The 15,902-nt window shown below is 73.7% G+C and carries 14 protein-coding genes; 3 read left to right on the forward strand and 11 right to left on the reverse strand.

The window, feature by feature from the left end:
• Positions 1–29: 29 nt before the first annotated feature.
• From ACZ619_RS32310 to ACZ619_RS32325, 4 genes are read right to left on the reverse strand one after another with little or no spacing between them, the layout of a single operon-like run.
• A complete protein-coding gene (locus ACZ619_RS32310) occupies positions 30–389 on the reverse strand; it encodes an MmcQ/YjbR family DNA-binding protein (RefSeq protein ID WP_469606481.1) in 360 nt (119 codons plus the stop codon).
• Positions 386–1,687 (reverse strand): hemolysin family protein, encoded by a 1,302-nt coding sequence (locus ACZ619_RS32315; RefSeq protein WP_469606484.1) that lies wholly within the window; start codon positions 1,685–1,687, stop codon positions 386–388. Before ACZ619_RS32315 ends, ACZ619_RS32310 begins: the two co-directional genes overlap by 4 nt.
• Before the next feature lie 15 nt (positions 1,688–1,702).
• Positions 1,703–2,200: an rRNA maturation RNase YbeY gene (gene ybeY, locus ACZ619_RS32320; RefSeq protein WP_469606486.1), complete on the reverse strand. Its 498-nt coding sequence runs from the start codon at positions 2,198–2,200 to the stop codon at positions 1,703–1,705.
• Positions 2,201–2,214: 14 nt separating this feature from the next.
• Positions 2,215–3,282: a PhoH family protein gene (locus tag ACZ619_RS32325; RefSeq protein ID WP_469606489.1), complete on the reverse strand. Its 1,068-nt coding sequence runs from the start codon at positions 3,280–3,282 to the stop codon at positions 2,215–2,217.
• Between the two features lie 261 nt (positions 3,283–3,543).
• Here ACZ619_RS32325 and ACZ619_RS32330 point away from each other — a divergent pair, with 261 nt between their 5' ends.
• Entirely contained in the window at positions 3,544–4,233 is a 690-nt protein-coding gene (locus tag ACZ619_RS32330) for an FAD binding domain-containing protein (protein ID WP_469606492.1), read from the forward strand.
• A gap of 141 nt (positions 4,234–4,374) precedes the next feature.
• On the opposite strand, the gene ACZ619_RS32335 is transcribed toward ACZ619_RS32330, so the two are convergent.
• From ACZ619_RS32335 to ACZ619_RS32345, 3 genes are all read right to left on the reverse strand, one after another.
• Positions 4,375–5,550: a carbohydrate kinase family protein gene (locus ACZ619_RS32335; protein WP_469606494.1), complete on the reverse strand. Its 1,176-nt coding sequence runs from the start codon at positions 5,548–5,550 to the stop codon at positions 4,375–4,377.
• A 155-nt stretch (positions 5,551–5,705) separates the two neighbouring features.
• The gene (locus tag ACZ619_RS32340; protein WP_469606496.1) at positions 5,706–6,995 is read right to left on the reverse strand and encodes a glucarate dehydratase family protein; all 1,290 of its coding nucleotides are present in this window, start codon (positions 6,993–6,995) and stop codon (positions 5,706–5,708) included.
• A complete protein-coding gene (locus ACZ619_RS32345) occupies positions 6,992–7,942 on the reverse strand; it encodes a 5-dehydro-4-deoxyglucarate dehydratase (protein WP_469606498.1) in 951 nt (316 codons plus the stop codon). The genes ACZ619_RS32340 and ACZ619_RS32345 overlap by 4 nt, the downstream gene beginning before the upstream one ends.
• Positions 7,943–8,042: 100 nt before the next feature.
• Here ACZ619_RS32345 and ACZ619_RS32350 point away from each other — a divergent pair, with 100 nt between their 5' ends.
• Together ACZ619_RS32350 and ACZ619_RS32355 are read left to right on the forward strand one after the other, a co-directional pair.
• A complete protein-coding gene (locus ACZ619_RS32350) occupies positions 8,043–8,819 on the forward strand; it encodes an IclR family transcriptional regulator (RefSeq protein ID WP_469606500.1) in 777 nt (258 codons plus the stop codon).
• Positions 8,820–9,065: 246 nt separating this feature from the next.
• Entirely contained in the window at positions 9,066–10,265 is a 1,200-nt protein-coding gene (locus tag ACZ619_RS32355) for an MFS transporter (protein ID WP_469606502.1), read from the forward strand.
• Here ACZ619_RS32355 and ACZ619_RS32360 read toward each other — a convergent pair.
• From ACZ619_RS32360 to ACZ619_RS32375, 4 genes are all read right to left on the reverse strand, one after another.
• A complete protein-coding gene (locus ACZ619_RS32360) occupies positions 10,262–11,254 on the reverse strand; it encodes an adenosine deaminase (protein ID WP_469606505.1) in 993 nt (330 codons plus the stop codon). The two genes, ACZ619_RS32355 and ACZ619_RS32360, sit on opposite strands and share 4 nt — an antisense overlap.
• A 20-nt stretch (positions 11,255–11,274) precedes the next feature.
• Complete coding sequence (locus tag ACZ619_RS32365) at positions 11,275–12,189, reverse strand: ribonuclease Z (RefSeq protein WP_469606508.1); 915 nt, start codon at positions 12,187–12,189, stop codon at positions 11,275–11,277.
• 6 nt (positions 12,190–12,195) lie between these two features.
• A complete protein-coding gene (locus tag ACZ619_RS32370; RefSeq protein WP_469606510.1) occupies positions 12,196–12,549 on the reverse strand; it encodes a histidine triad nucleotide-binding protein in 354 nt (117 codons plus the stop codon).
• A 115-nt stretch (positions 12,550–12,664) separates the two neighbouring features.
• Positions 12,665–15,874, reverse strand: a complete 3,210-nt coding sequence (locus ACZ619_RS32375; protein WP_469606512.1) for a S41 family peptidase — start codon at positions 15,872–15,874, stop codon at positions 12,665–12,667.
• Between the last annotated feature and the right edge of the window lie 28 nt (positions 15,875–15,902).

Raw genomic sequence — 15,902 nt, forward strand, 5'->3', positions numbered from 1 at the left:
AGGCCCTCGCTTGACCGGGTCAACCGTCGTCAGGGCCGGTCCAGCCGCAGCCGTTCGGCCCTCGGCAGCCCGGCCACGACGAGGTCGTACGAGTCCTCGATCAGCTCCTCGACGAGACGGCCGGGGAGACCGCCGTCCACGGTGACGGTGTTCCAGTGCCGCTTGTTCATGTGGTAGCCGGGGGTGACCAGCCCCTCGTGCTCGCCGCGCAGCCGGACCGCGTCGTCGGGGTCGCACTTGAGGTTGACCCGGAGCGGCTTCCCGTCCAGCCGGCTCAGCGCGAACATCTTGCCGAGCACCTTGAACACGGAGGTGTCCGGGCCGAAGGGGAAGTCCTCCTCGGCCGCGGCGAAGGAGAGGCAGAAGGCGCGCAGCCGCTCCGGGGTCATCCGGGGCCGCCCTCCGGGTCCGCGGCCGGCGGCACCGGCTCCACCAGCACCGTCACGATCTTGTTCCGGCGTCCGGCGGCCGCCTCGGCGGTGAGGGCCAGCCGGCGGCCGTCGGGGAGTTCGACCTGCGCGGAGGCCCCGGCGATGGGCACCCGGCCGAGCGCCTTGGCGAGCAGCCCGCCGACGGTCTCCACGTCCTCGTCGTCGTACTCCTCCAGGCCGTACAGCTCGCCCAGGTCGGTGATGTCGAGGCGGGCGGTGACCCGGTAGCGGTCCTCGCCGAGGTCGGTGACGGGCGGGAGTTCGCGGTCGTACTCGTCGGTGATCTCACCGACGATCTCCTCCAGGATGTCCTCGATGGTGACGATCCCGGCCGTGCCGCCGTACTCGTCGATGACGACGGCGACGTGGTTGCGTTCCTTCTGCATCTCGCGCAGCAGGTCGCCGGCGTTCTTGGTGTCGGGCACGAAGAACGCGGGCCGCATGGCGGTGGAGACGAGGTCGGACTCGGCGTCCCGGCTGATGTGCGTCTTGCGGACCAGGTCCTTCAGGTACACGATCCCGACGATGTCGTCCTCGCTCTCCCCGCTGACCGGAATCCGCGAGAAACCGGAGCGGAGCGCGAGGGTGAGGGCCTGCCGGATGGTCTTGTACCGCTCGATGACGACCAGGTCGGTCCGCGGGACCATGACCTCGCGCACCAGGGTGTCGCTCAGCTCGAAGACCGAGTGCACCATCCGGCGCTCCTCGTCCTCGATCAGCGACTCCTTCTCGGCGAGGTCGACCAGCGCGCGCAGTTCGGCCTCGGAGGCGAACGGGCCGCGGCGGAAGCCCTTGCCGGGGGTGAGCGCGTTGCCCAGCAGGATGAGCAGGTACGGGACCGGGCCCATGACGCGGGCGAGCGGCAGCAGCACGTAGGCGGCGGCCGTCGCCGTGTTGAGCGGGTGCTGGCGGCCGATGGTGCGCGGGGAGACGCCGACGGCGACGTAGGACACGAGCACCATCACGCCGATCGCGGCGAGCAGCGCCTGCCAGGTGACCGGGATCTCCTGGAGGCAGGCGTAGGTGACCAGGGCGGCGGCGGCCATCTCGCAGGCGACCCGGACCAGCAGGGCCACGTTGAGGTAGCGGGTGGGGTCGGCGGCGATCTGCGCGAGCTTGGCGCTCCCGCGCCGCCCGGACTTCACGGCCTCCTCGGCGCGGAAGCTGGAGACGCGGGCGATGCCGGCCTCGGCGCAGGCGGCCAGCCAGGCGACGACGACCAGCGCGATCGCGCCGAGGACGATCTGCGGACTCATCCGGGGACGACCCGCTTACGAGACGGTCGGCGCCGGGGAGGGACCGCTGAGGCCCTTCTCCGCGCGCCAGCCGTCCACGATCGCCGCCTGGAGGCCGAACATCTCGGCCTTCTCGTCGGGCTCCTCGTGGTCGTAGCCGAGCAGGTGCAGCACTCCGTGGACGGTGAGCAGCTGGAGCTCCTCGTCCATGGAGTGCTGCGTGTCGGCCTCGGCCCCCTGCTTGGCGGCGACCTCCGGGCAGAGCACGATGTCGCCGAGCAGCCCCTGCGGCGGCTCGTCGTCGTCCTTCGACGGCGGCCGCAGCTCGTCCATCGGGAACGACATGACATCGGTCGGTCCGGGCAGGTCCATCCACTGGATGTGCAGTTGCTCCATGGCGTCGGCGTCCACGACGATCACCGAGAGCTCGGAGAGCGGGTGGATGCGCATCCGTGCGAGCGCGTAGCGGGCGATGTCGAGGATCGCCTGCTCGTCGACCTCGGTTCCGGACTCGTTGTTGACGTCGATCGACATGGCGCTGCGCTTGTCTACTTCCCCTTGTGCCCGGACTTCGAGCGGCCGCCCTGATGCGCGCCGTTCTCCGTGCCGTGCTTGCTGTCGTACTTCTCGTACGCGTCGACGATACGGCCCACCAGCTTGTGCCGTACGACATCGTGGGACGTGAGCCGGGAGAAGTGGACGTCGTCCAGGCCCTCCAGGATGTCCTGCACCTGGCGCAGACCGGACTTGGTGCCGTTCGGCAGGTCGACCTGCGTGACGTCACCCGTGATCACGATCTTCGACTCGAAGCCGAGGCGGGTGAGGAACATCTTCATCTGCTCGGGCGAGGTGTTCTGGGCCTCGTCGAGGATGATGAAGGCGTCGTTGAGGGTACGGCCGCGCATGTACGCCAGCGGCGCCACCTCGATGGTCCCCGAAGCCATCAGCTTCGGGATGGAGTCCGGGTCGAGCATGTCGTGCAGCGCGTCGTACAGCGGTCGCAGGTACGGGTCGATCTTCTCGTAGAGCGTGCCGGGCAGGAAGCCGAGCCGCTCCCCCGCCTCCACCGCGGGCCGGGTCAGGATGATGCGGTTGACCTGCTTGGACTGCAGGGCCTGCACCGCCTTGGCCATGGCCAGGTACGTCTTTCCGGTACCGGCGGGGCCGATGCCGAAGACGATCGTGTGCTTGTCGATCGCGTCGACGTACCGCTTCTGGTTGAGGGTCTTGGGGCGGATGGTGCGACCGCGCGAGGACAGGATGTTCTGCGTCAGAACCTGGGCCGGGGTCTCCTCCGGTCCCTCCCCGTTCTCGCTCGCCCGCAGCATGGCGATCGAGCGTTCCACTGCGTCCTCCGTCATCGGCTGCCCGGTGCGGAGCACCAGCATCATCTCGTCGAACAGGCGCTGGACCAGGGCGACTTCGTGTGCGTCGCCGACCGCGCTGATCTCGTTGCCCCGGACATGGATGTCGGCCGCCGGGAAGGCCTTCTCGATCACGCGCAGCAGGGAGTCGCCGGATCCCAGCACGCTGACCATCGGGTGCTGGGCGGGAACCTCGAACTGAGCTCGGGCCTGCTGCTGCGCGGGGGTGTGAGCTGTGGGTGTCTGAGTCATGGGCCGGCGCTTAAGGCCTGCGGTTCCTCCTCGTCACGGCCGCGTAGCTGAGGGCGGCCTCGCGGTATCAAGCGTACGACGCGTCACTGACAACGCCGTAGGGCTTTTCACGGGAGACCGGCCGGGGAGGGCGCCCCGAGTGAAACGGTGAGCCCTGCATGCGCTCCCGCGCGCCGGGGCAGAATCCGGGCCGTCACTGCCACGCGTGGTCGGGGGGCCGCGTCGCTCACCGCCACCTGTCCGTTCAGAAAGCAGGTAGCCGTGCTGCTGCGTCTGCCCACATCGGTGTCCGAGGCCCGGAAGTACCTGGCCGAGGGGGCGATACCCGTCGGCGGAGCCACCCTCGTGTGGGCCGCCTGGCAGCGGGACGGCTTCCCGGAACAAGCGGTGTCCCTGCGGAAGGTACCGGAGGCGACGGAGATAGGCGACGGCGTGCTCGGCGGCGCGGTGCTGCTGCACCAGGTGGACGACCGGGTTCCCCAGGTGCTGCGGCAGGCGGCGAAGGGCGTCGGCACGGGCGCGGTGCGCCGGACGGCGACGGTCGGCGGGAACATCGTCGGATCCAGCCTGCGGGACCTGCTGCCGGCGGCGATCGCGATCGACGCGCGGGCCGACGTGCTCACGGCGGACGGGGTGGAGGAGGTGGACCTGGCCGAGTTGCAGGCCAAGTCGCCGGTGCTGGTGGCGCTGCGCTGGCGGGAGCCGGCGGCGGGGGCGTACGCGAAGGTCCCGGACCCGGCGGGCGGGGAGGTGCCGACGATCGCCGCGGCGGCGGTGGACGCGGAGGGTGTGCTGCGGGTCGCGGTGCGCGAGGGGTACACGCTGACGAGCGGGTGGGGTACGGCCGACGGGAGCGGGGTGGAGGGGCTGTTCGCCGGGGCGTTGTCCGGGGTGTCCCCGGCGGGGCGGGAACTGCTGCGCGGCCTGGTCGCGACGGTGCTCGGGAAGTAGGCGCGGGTCGCGCCGGTCCGCCGTCAGGTGCGGGGGATGGGCACGGGTCGCGCCGGTCCGCCGTCGGGTGCGGGGGCGGTCGCGCCGTTCCCCGCGCCCCTCACGGGGCACGGTGGCGGTGAGCGGGAGTCCAGGAGCGCCCTAGCCCGCGCGGCCGAAGCCGATCGTCGGGACCGCTCTGCGCAGGGGCCACGGGGGTGCCTGGGCCTCCCGCGGCGCCAGGCCCTCCAGGAACGCGTAGCGGCGCAGGGCCGCGGGGTCCTGGCCCGCCACCGACTGGACCTTCCGCCACCACGCGCCGATCTCCGACCAGCCGGGCGCCGACAGGGAGCCGCCGAACTCCTGGACGGAGAGCGCCGCCGTGAGGCCCGCGAAGGCGAGGCGGTCGGCGAGCGGCCAATGGGCGAGGGTGCCGGTGACGAAGCCCGCGACGAAGACGTCACCGGCACCGGTCGGGTCGAGGGCCTCCACGGCGATCGCCGGGACCTCCGCGGACTCGCCGGTGCGGCCGTCGACCGCGTAGGCCCCCTCCGCGCCGAGGGTGACGACGGCGAGCGGGACGTGCTCGGTGAGGGCGTGGGCCGCGGCGCGCGGGCAGTCGGCGCGGGTGTACCGCATCGCCTCCTCGGCGTTCGGCAGGAACGCCTCGCAGTGTTCGAGGTCGGCGAGGGCGGCCAGGTCCCACTCCCCCGTGTCGTCCCAGCCGACGTCGCCGAAGATCCGGGTGCCCTCGGCGGCGGCGCGGGCGATCCAGGGGTTGCGCTTGCCGGGCGTGAGGGAGGCGACCGCGGCGCGCGCGTGCGCGGGGTGACCGGGCGCGTTCTGCTGGCGGAACAGCGTGTCGGCGGGCGGCTCGTGGCCGTGCGAGACCATGGTCCGCTCGCCCTCGTACGCCATGGAGACGGTGACCGGGGAGTGCCAGCCGCGGACGGTGCGCGACGGGGACAGGTCGATGCCCTCGCCCTGTTCCAGCGCGTCCCAGCAGTACTCGCCGTAGTGGTCGTCGCCGAACGCGGCCGCGAGGGAGGTCCGCAGGCCCAGGCGGGCGAGGGCGGTGGCCATGTTGGCGATGCCGCCGGGGCTGGAGCCCATGCCCCGGGCCCAGGACTCGGTGCCGCGCACCGGCGCGGAGCCGAGGCCGGTGAAGACGATGTCGAGGAAGACGGTGCCGGTCAGATAGACGTCCCAGGGCGGATCGCCCGGTGCGCGCAGGCCGGCCAGCGGGTCGACCTGCGCGGCACGGTGCGGTGCTGTTGCTCCCCTGTCGTCGTCGAGGTACTCCGGTTCCTCTCCGGCGAACGCGTTGGACGCGGTCACGGTGTGCTCCCTGACGTGGTGCCGATCCGGCCAGTCTGCACCATGTCAGGGGGCGGGCGACGGCTCTCGCCGCACGAACGCCCGGACGAACGCCCGGGAGAGTGCCCGGACGAGCGCCGGGACCAGCGCCGGGACCAGCGCCGGGACCAGCGTGTCTACCAGCGGGGGACGGCCGGGGTCGACCAGCCCGGCTCGGCCACCCGCATCGCGGCCGCGTCGTCGCGGTCGCGGAGCGTCCCGTCGTCCTCCAGCCACCGCCGGTGCAGCCGCCGCACCTTCTCCCGGTCCAGTTCGACGCCGAGGCCGGGCGCGTCGGGGACGGCGACCCGGCCGCCGTCGAAGGCGATCCGCTCGGTGAGGACGTCCTCGGACTGCCAGGGGTAGTGGGAGTCGCAGGCGTGGTGGAGGTTCGGGACGGTCGCGGCCACGTGGGTCATCGCGGCCAGGCTGATCCCGAGGTGGGTGTTGGAGTGCATGGAGACGCCGACGCCGAAGACCCGGCAGACGGCGGCCAGTTGCTGGGTGTTGCGCAGCCCGCCCCAGTAGTGGTGGTCGGAGAGGACGACCTGGACGGCGTCCCGGGCGAACGCCTCCTTGATCTCGCCGAACGTCGTCACGCACATGTTGGTGGCGAGCGGCACGCCGGTGCCGGCCGCGACCCGTGCCATCGCCGGGGTGCCGAGGGCCGGGTCCTCCAGGTACTCCAGGACGTCGCCGAGTTCCGCCGCGACCTTCAGGGAGGTCTCGACGGACCAGGCGCCGTTCGGGTCGAGCCGCAGCGGGTGTCCGGGGAAGGCCCGGGCCAGCGCCCGTACGGCGGCGATCTCCTGCTCCGGCGGGAAGACCCCGCCCTTGAGCTTGAAGGAGGTGAAGCCGTACCGCTCCGTGAAGCGGCGGGCCTGCGCCACGATCCCGTCCGGGTCCAGCGCGGCCCCCCAGTCGTCGGCCTCGGCCGCCACGCCCGCCGGGTGCGCGGCCCACTTGTAGAACAGGTACGCGCTGTACTCGACCGCGTCCCGGACCTTCCCGCCGAGCAGCGCGTGCACGGGCAGCCCGAGCGCCTTGCCGAGGGCGTCGAGGCAGGCGACCTCGAAGCCGGAGACGACCGAAAGCCGCAGCTTGTCGGCGGTCTGCACGCCGCGCAGGCCGCCCACGTCGACCTGCCCGGAGACCCGGGCCGCGTCGACGGCGACCTCGTCGGCGACGGTGAACAGCCCGTTCAGGTCACCGGCCTGCCGTCCCCGCAGCCGCTCGGCGAACGGCCGGGCCAGCTCCAGGTACTTGGTGTCGCCGTAGGTCTCGCCGACCCCGACCACCCCGTCGGCGGTCTCCACCTCCACGATCAGCCGGGGGGTGTACGGCTGGTGGACGCCCTGCGTGTTGAGCAGTGGCGGGTCGGCGACCAGGATCGGGGTCAGGCGGACGTCGGTGATCGTGAGGTTCACAGGGACGCTCCTACTAGGTCGAGGCCGGCGGTGAGCAGGGTCCGCAGGTCGGCGAGGTCGGCGGCCGAGGGGTCGGTGAGCGGGGCGCGCACGGGTCCCACCGGCCGGCCGCGCAGCCGGGCGGCCGCCTTCACCAGGGACACGGCGTATCCGGGGACGCGGTCGCGGAGTTCGACGAACGGCACGTAGAAACCGCGCAGCAGCTTGTCGACCGTGCCGTGGTCGCCGTCCTGGACGGCGGTGAAGAAGACGCCGGCGATCTCGGGGGCGAAGGCGTGCACGGCCGAGGAGTAGGCGGGGACGCCGACGGTGGCGTAGGCGCGGGCCTGGATCTCGGCGGTGGCGGCGCCGTTGAAGAAGAGGAAGCCCTCGGGGGCGGCGAGGGTGAGCCGCTGGAGCCGGTCGAGGTCGCTGTGCCCGTCCTTGAGGCCGATCACGCCGGGGATGCGGGCGATCCGGGCCAGTGAGCCGGCCGTGTAGGCGACCTGGCCGCGCTGGTAGGTGACGAGCGGCAGGGAGGTGCCGGCCGCGATCCGCTCCAGCTGGGCGACCAGGCCGTCCTGCGGGGCGGCGACCAGGTAGTGCGGCAGCACGAGCAGGGCGTCCGCGCCGGCCTCCTCGGCGATGCGCGCGAAGCGGACGGCCTGCGCCCAGCCGTACCCGACCCCCGCGACCACCGGGACCCGTCCGCCGGCCTCCGCCACCGCCGCGCCCACGACCTGCCGGTACTCCTCCTCGTCCAGCGAGAAGAACTCCCCGGTGCCGCAGGCCGGGAAGAGCGCGCCGGGATCGGTGGCGGCCTGCGCGCCGACGTACGTCCGGAATCCGTCGATGTCGAGGGACCCGTCGGCGTGGAACGAGGTCAGCGGGAACGACAGCACCCCCCGCGCCATCCCGTCCCGCAGCCTGCGCACCACGCTCTCCGGCTCTCCGCCCACCGCATTCATCTCCCTATGTAGATGGCATCCATGTATGGAGACAGAGACTAGGTAGGCGAACGCACCCCGTCAACGGCGCCCCTCGCCCCGGCCCCTCTACGATCGGCACATGTCCGAGACAGCAGGCGTCCGCGAGGTGAAGTCGGCGGCGCGCACGGTGGAGCTGCTGGAGCTCCTCGCGGCCCGCGGCGACCGCCCGGCCCGCCTCCAGGAACTGGCGGACGAACTCGGCGTCCCGCGCAGCTCGATGTACGCCCTGCTCCAGACGCTGATCACCCGGGGCTGGGTGCGCACCGACACGACCGGCTCCCTCTACGGCGTCGGCCTGCGCACCCTGCTGACCGGCACCGGCTACCTGGACTCCGACCCGCGCGTCCGCCTCGTCCGCCCCTACCTGGACGAGGCGTCGCAGGCCCTGGGCGAGACGATCCACCTGGGCCGCCTCGACGGCCGCGACGTGGCCTACCTGGCGACCCGCGAGTCCCACGAGTACCTGCGCACGATCAGCAGGGTGGGCCGCCGCCTGCCCGCCCACGCGGGCGCCCTCGGCAAGGCGCTCCTCGCGGAACGCCCCGACACCGGCCTCCCCGACGGCCCCTACGAGGCCCTCACCCCCCGCACCCGCACCACGCGGGACGCGCTGACCGCCGACCTCGCCGAGGTGCGCGCCCGCGGCTACTCGACCGACCGCGAGGAGGGCGTCACCGGCATCACCGGCTTCGGCTTCGCCCTGCGCTACGACACCCCGGCCCAGGACGCGATCAGCTGCTCGGTGCCGGTGGCACGCCTGACGCCGGAGCACGAGGACCGGATCGTCACCGTGATGCGGGAGATCCGCACCCGGATCGAGGCGGCGACACCGGGCGGCACGGTCAACTGGCGCTGACGGCCCCCGAAAGGGGCGCGGGCACTGCCCGGCCGCACTCGCCCGCGATCACGCGGCTCCCCCACCGCGCACGGCGCTGCTACCCGGCCCCTGGCACCCGAAACCGAACATGACCCACATCACACCGTTCCCCCTTCTTCCGTCCTCCCCCCGCTTGATACAAATTGCCCGCGCGTTCCTGTCCGTCGACGGCCTGCGCCCAACCCCCTTCTTGAGCCGCTCCTTTCGCATGCCCTGGGAACGCCCGTGTCCGCCCCCCGCACCACCCCCTGGCCCCTCGTCGCCCTTTTCACGGCCGGGTACCTCGCCCCGTACCTCCTGCCGACCACCGTCGGCAGGCTGGAGTCCGGGCTCCCCCTCTCCGCCACCCAGGCGGGCGCCGTCGGCAGCGCCCTGCTGCTGGGTTCGGCGTCGGCGGGCTTCCTGCTCGCGTCCCGCGTGGACCGCGTCGGCCCCCGCACCCTCGCCCGCGCCGGCCTGCTCCTCGCCTTCCTCGGCTACGGCGGCGCGGCGCTCACCGGCTTCGTCCCCGCGGTCGTCGCCGGCGCCGTCGTCGGCGGCTTCGGCTCCGGCGCGGCCACCGCCGTCGCCGCCACCGGCATCGCCGCGCAGCGAGACCCCCACCGCGTCACCACCCTGGGGCTGCTGGGGGTCTCCGCCCTCGCCGGGGCCGTCTATCTGACGGTCCCGCACCTGGGTCCGGGGCATGCGCAGCCCCTCGCCGCGATCGCGCTCACCGCCGTCGCGACCTGGCCGTTCACCGCCCGTCTGGCCCCCCGCGGCGCCCCCGCGCTCCCCGCCACCGCGGCCGGCGGCGGCGGCCGGCCCCGGCTGCCGCATCTGCGCTCGGGTCTGCTGCTGGCCGCCGCGATGCCCTGCTGGTCCGCCGCGCAGAACTCGCTGTGGGGCGTGAGCGGCCGGATCGGCATGACGCAGGCGCACCTGGGCGAGGCGACCGTCGGCGCGGTCTTCGCGGTCGCGCTCGGCGCCGGTCTGCTCGGCGTGATCGGCGCGGGCGCGCTCGGCCCCCGGCTGGGCCAGGCGCTGCCGATCGGCCTCGGCACCGTGCTGATCGCGGGCTGCATCGCGCTCAGCGCGTCCGCCACCGACCTGACGACCTTCGCCACCGGCGAGATCGCCTGGAACGTGGCCTACCCGGTCGTCCTGTCGTACGTCATCGGCCTGGCCGCCGCGCTGGACCCGCGCGGCCGCTGGGCGGTGCTGGTCGGCTCGGCCTCCTCGCTCGGCACGGCCACCGGCCCGCTGATCGGCAGCCTGCTGGCGGCGCGGGCCGGGTTCCCGGCGATGGGGGCGGTCCTGGCGGCCGGCCTGCTCGCCGTCGCCGTACCGCTGACCGCGGTGGCGCTGCGCCGCCGGACCACCACGGTCGCCACCGCCCGCCCGGCCCCCACCGGCGAGCCGGTACGGCTGGACATCGCGGCCTAGCCGAACTCGTACGCCTCGACCTCGGCGAGGTACCCGGCCCGCAGTTCCTCGTCGTCCTCCAGGAAGGACGCGAGGAACGAGTTGCGGGCCAGCTCCCGCATCCGCTCCCGGTCCAGGCCCAGCACATCGCGCACCGCGTGGTAGTTGTCGGCGACGTAACCGCCGAAGTAGGCGGGGTCGTCGGAGTTGACCGTGCACAGCAGCCCGGCCTCGATCATGGCCGGAAGCGGGTGATCGGCCAGGACGTCGACCGTCCGGAGGCGGACGTTGGACAGCGGGCAGAGCGTCAGCGGGATCCGCTCCCGCACCAGCCGGGCGACCAGCTCCGGGTCCTCCATGCAGCGCAGCCCGTGGTCGACGCGCTCCACGCCGAGCACGTCCAGCGCCTCGGTGATATAGGCCGGCGGCCCCTCCTCACCGGCGTGCGCGACGCGCCGCAGCCCGAGCGCGGCGGCGGCCTCGTACACCTCGCGGAACTTGACCGGCGGGTGCCCGACCTCGGCCGAGTCCAGCCCGACCCCGGTGATCCGGTCGAGGTAGGGGCGGGCGGCCCGGAGCGTCTCCATCGCCGACTCGGCGGACTCGTCGCGCAGGAAGCACATGATGAGGCGGGTGGAGACACCGTGGTTGCGGACGCTGTCGCCGAGCGCCCGCCACAGCCCCTCCACGACCGTGCCCATGCCGACACCGCGGGCGAGGTGCGCCTGCGGGTCGAAGAAGATCTCGGCGTGCCGGACGCCCTGCGCGGCGGCGCGGGCGAGGTAGGCGTTGGCCAGGTCCTCGAAGTCCTGCTCGGTGCGCAGCACGGCCATCAGCTCGTAGTACAGGTTCAGGAAGGACTGGAGGTCCTCGAACCGGTACGCCTCGCGCAGCGCGTCCGTGTCCGCGTAGGGCAGCTCGACGCCGTTGCGCCCGGCGAGCCGGAACGCCAGCTCCGGCTCCAGGGTGCCTTCGATATGGAGGTGCAGTTCAGCTTTGGGGAGGGGCATCAGAGCATGGTACGGCGGTTTCACCTGCGCTTCGGAACAGGCACCCGGAGCAGATCGCGCGCCACGGTCAGCTCCCCGTCGTATCCGGCGGCCCGCGCCTGCCGCTCGAACTCCTCGGGGTTCTCGGGTTCCGGGTAGCGCTGGCTGAAGTGGGTGAGCACCAGGTGCCGTACGCCCGCGTCCCGGGCGACGGCCGCCGCCTGCCCGGCGGTGAGGTGGCCGTGCTCCTCGGCGAGCACGGCGTCCCGGTCGAGGAAGGTGGACTCGATGACGAGCATGTCGCAGCCCTCGGCGAGGGCGTGCACGCCCTCGCACAGCCGGGTGTCCATGACGAACGCGAACCGCTGGCCCCGGCGCACCTCGCTGACCCGGTCCAGGGTGACGTCCCCGAGAACGCCGTCGCGCTGGATCCGGCCGACGTCGGGCCCCGTGATGCCGAGCGCGGCGAGCCGTTCGGGCAGCATGCGGCGGCCGTCGGGCTCGACGAGCCGGTAGCCGTACGACTCCACGGGGTGGGACAGCCGATGCGCCTGGAGCGTGTACGACCGGGTGGCGGCGAGGTCGCCGTCCGCGTCGACCGGGGCCTCGGTGACGCCGACGGTCTCGCGGTAGGCGGTGGCGTAGCGCAGGCGTTCGAAGAAGTGCCGCCCGGACTTGGGGTAGTGGGCGGTGACCGGGTGCGGGACCCGGTCGAGGTTGATGCGCTGGACGACCCCGGCGAGGCCGAGGCTGTGGTCGCCGTGGAAGTGGGTGACGCAGATCCGGTGGAGGTCGTGGGCGGCGACACCGGCCCGCAGCATCTGCCGCTGGGTGCCCTCGCCGGGGTCGAAGAGGATGCCCTCGCCGTCCCAGCGCAGCAGGTAGCCGTTGTGGTTGCGGTGCCGGGTGGGGACCTGGCTGGCGGTGCCGAGGACCACCAGTTCGCGTACGGACACGACCGGTTACCCGGGCGGCCAGGTCAGACCGCGGCCGCCCAGGACGTGGGCGTGGGCGTGCCAGACGGTCTGGCCGGCGCCGCTGCCGGTGTTGAAGACGATGCGGTAGCTCTCCAGCCTGTCCTCGTCGGCGACGGCCCGCGCCTCGCGCAGCAGGTCGGCGGCGACGGCGGGTTCGCCCGCGGCGAGTTCGGCCGCGTCCCGGTAGTGGACCCTGGGGATCACCAGGACGTGGGTGGGCGCCTGGGGGTTGATGTCCCGGAAGGCGACGGTGGTGTCCGTCTCCCGGACGATCGTCGCGGGCACATGGCCTGCGACGATCTTGCAGAAGAGGCAGTCGTCCTGGGGTTCCCCTGGCATGCTCGCTCCTCACCCGGTGATCGGTTTCCCGGGCATCGTATCGTCGTCGGGTGCGGGTGCGATGTCGCTGGTCGCGCGGTTCCCCGCGCCCCGGGGCGGGACCCGGCGCCCCTCGTCAGCCCGGCAGCGTCGGCGGAGTCTTCGCCGGAGCCGTCTCCAGTGCCTCCAGCGCGAGGCGGACGGCCTCGTCCAGCTGGGGGTCGCGGCCCGCGCCCCAGTCCTGCGGGGTCTGGACGACCTCCACGTCCGGGTCGACGCCGTGGTTCTCCACGCCCCAGCCGTAACCCTCCAGCCAGAACGCGTACTTCGGCTGGGTGACCAGGGTTCCGTCGACCAGGCGGTAGCGGCTGTCGATGCCGATCACGCCGCCCCAGGTGCGGGTGCCGACGACCGGGCCGATGCCGAGCGCCTTGACCGCCGCGTTGACGATGTCGCCGTCGGAGCCGGAGAACTCGTTGGCGACGACGACCACGGGCCCGCGGGGCGCGTCCCCCGGGTAGCTGACGGGGCGCATGCCGCGCGGCACGTCCCAGCCGACGATCCGCCGGGCGAGCTTCTCGACGACGAGCTGCGAGGTGTGGCCGCCGCGGTTCTCGCGGACGTCCACGACGATGCCCTCGTGGGCCATCTCCACGCTGAGGTCGCGGTGGATCTGGGCCCAGCCGGGCGCCTGCATGTCGGGGACGTGGAGGTAGCCGAGGCGGCCGCCGGAGGCCTCGCGGACACGGGCCCGGCGGTCGGCGACCCAGGCGTGGTAGCGCAGGGGTTCCTCGTCGGCGACCGGGACGACGACGGGGTGGCGCAGTTCGCCGCCGCCGGCCGGGGACACGGTCAGCTCGACGGCCTTGCCCGCGGTGCCGACGAGGAGCGGTCCGGGGCCGGTCACCGGGTCGACGGGGCGGCCGGCGACGGCCACGATCGCGTCGCCGGGGCGTACCGCGACGCCGGGCGCGGCGAGCGGGGAGCGGGCGCCGGGGTCGGAGGTCTCGGCGGGCAGCACGCGGTCGACGCGCCAGGCGCCGTCCGCGTGCCGGGAGATGTCGGCGCCGAGCAGGCCCTGGCGGGGGCCGCGACCGTACCCGCCGTTCGGGGTGACGTAGGCGTGCGAGGTGCCGAGTTCGCCCTGGACCTCCCAGAGCAGGTCGACGAGGTCGTCGTGGGTGGCGACCTGGTCGACGAGCGGACGGTAGCGGTCCAGGACGCCGTTCCAGTCGACGCCGCCGAGGTCGGGCCGCCAGAACTGGTCGCGCATGATGCGGCCGGTCTCGTCGAACATCTGCCGCCACTCGGCGGCCGGGTCGACGGTCTGGCGGACCCGGGACAGGTCGACGGTGATGTTCGCGTCGCTGTCCTCGTCGCCCGGCGCGCGGCGGTCGCTGGGCACGACCTTGAGCTTGCCGTCGGTCCACAGCAGGACGCGCTTGCCGTCGCCGCTGACCTCGAAGTGGTCGGCGTCGGAGGCGAGGTACTCGATGCGCCGCTGGACGAGGTCGTAGCGCTCCAGGCCGGTCTTGGGGCCGGAGTCGTCGGGGTGGGCGCGGGAGACCCCGAGGACGCCGCGCACCGGGTGGCTGAGCCAGAGCACGCCGTCCTTGGCGGCGCGCAGCCCGGAGTAGCGGCCGGCCTCGACCGGGAAGGGCACGATCCGGTCGGCGAGGCCCTCCAGGTCGATCCGGGTCGCGGGGGTGCCCTCGGCGTCCGGGGTCTCGTCCTTGTCGGGCGTCTCGAAGGGGCGGCCGTGGCGCTGCGGGCCGAACGGGGAGGGCGTGGCGGCGGCCAGGGTGATCAGGTGCGGGCGGTCGCCGACCACGAAGGCCAGGTCGAAGACGTGCTCGTCGTAGACCGGGTCGAAGGAGCGGGTGGAGAGGAACGCCAGGTGCTTGCCGTCGCGGGTGAAGACGGGGTCGTAGTCCTTGAAGCGCAGCGGGGTCGCCTCGGTGACCGTGAGGTCGGTGGTGTGGGCGACGCGGAGCTGGGCGAGGGAGCCGGGGCCGGGGTGGGACCAGGCGAGCCAGCCCGAGTCGGGCGAGAAGGCCAGTCCGCGGACCTCGCCGTCCTCGCTGCGGTCGGCCTCGCGGACCTCGCCGCTCTCGCGTTCGACGAGGAGCAGGCGTCCGTCGTGGGCGGCGACGGCGACCCGGGCGCCGTCGGGGGCGACGGCGAGCTCCAGGACCCGGCCGAGCTGTCCGGCGGCGATCCGGCGCGGGGTGGAGCCGGGCGCGAGGCCGGTGGCGGGGGCGAACTCCAGGGCGTCCTCGCCCTCTGCGTCGGTGACCCACACCACCCACTCCTCGCCGTCGGCGCGGAAGGCGACGGGCAGCCGGGCGCGGACCCCCGGCCGGGCGGCGAGGGCGCGGGCCGGGCCGGAGCGGTGGGTCACCCAGTGCACACCGCCGCGGACGCAGACGGCGCTGCCGCGCGCGGTGTGGTCGGGCGAGGCTTCCCCGAGCCAGCGGGCCGCGCTGACCGGACGCGGCTGCCGGTCCACCCGGGGCCCGCCGAGCCGGACGTCCAGCAGGCGCGGTTCGGCGCCGTCCAGGTCGTCCAGCAGCCAGAGTCCGCCGGCCGAGGCGTAGACGACCCGGGTGCCGTCACCGGCGGCGTGCCGGGCGTAGAAACCGTCGAGCGGGGTGTGGCGGCGCAGGTCGGAGCCGTCGGCGAGGGAGGAGTACAGGGCGCCGGTGCCCTCGTGGTCGGAGAGGAAGGCGATCCGGTCGCCCGCCCACACCGGGTACTCCAGGTTCCCGTCGAGGTCCTCGTGGAGCCGTACGAACTCGCCGTCGCCCTCGCGGTCGATCCACAGCTTGCCCGCCGTGCCGCCCCGGTACCGCTTCCACCAGGCCGCCTCCCGGCCCATCGGCGCGGACAGCAGCACGGTGGCGGGCCCGTGGGCGACATGGCCGACCGGGCCGTGGGGCAGGACCTCGGAGGGGCCGCCGTCGAGCGGGACGGTGCGGGCCCAGCTGCGCCGGAGGCCGGCCTGGCCGTAGGTGCTGACGGCGAGGATCCGGCCGTCGCCGGTCCAGCCGCGCACCTGGGTGCGGGAACTGCCCCAGTACGTCAGCCGGGTGGAGGTGCCGCCGTCGACCGGCGCGACATGGATCTCGGGGGCGCCGTCGCGGGTGGAGGTCCAGGCGACGGTGGTCCCGTCGGGGGAGATCCGCGGCAGGGTCACCGGGACGTTGTCGGCGCTGACCCGCCAGGCCCGGCCGCCGTCCAGGGGCGCGAGCCACACGTCGTCCTCGGCGGTGAAGGCGACCAGGTCGCCGTGGACATGGGGAAATCGGAGGTAGGACCGCGGTCCTGTCGCTGCACCCTGAGTCACCCGCTCAGCCTATGCACGCGGCGCGTCC

The organism is Streptomyces sp. NPDC104367 (assembly GCF_055583825.1).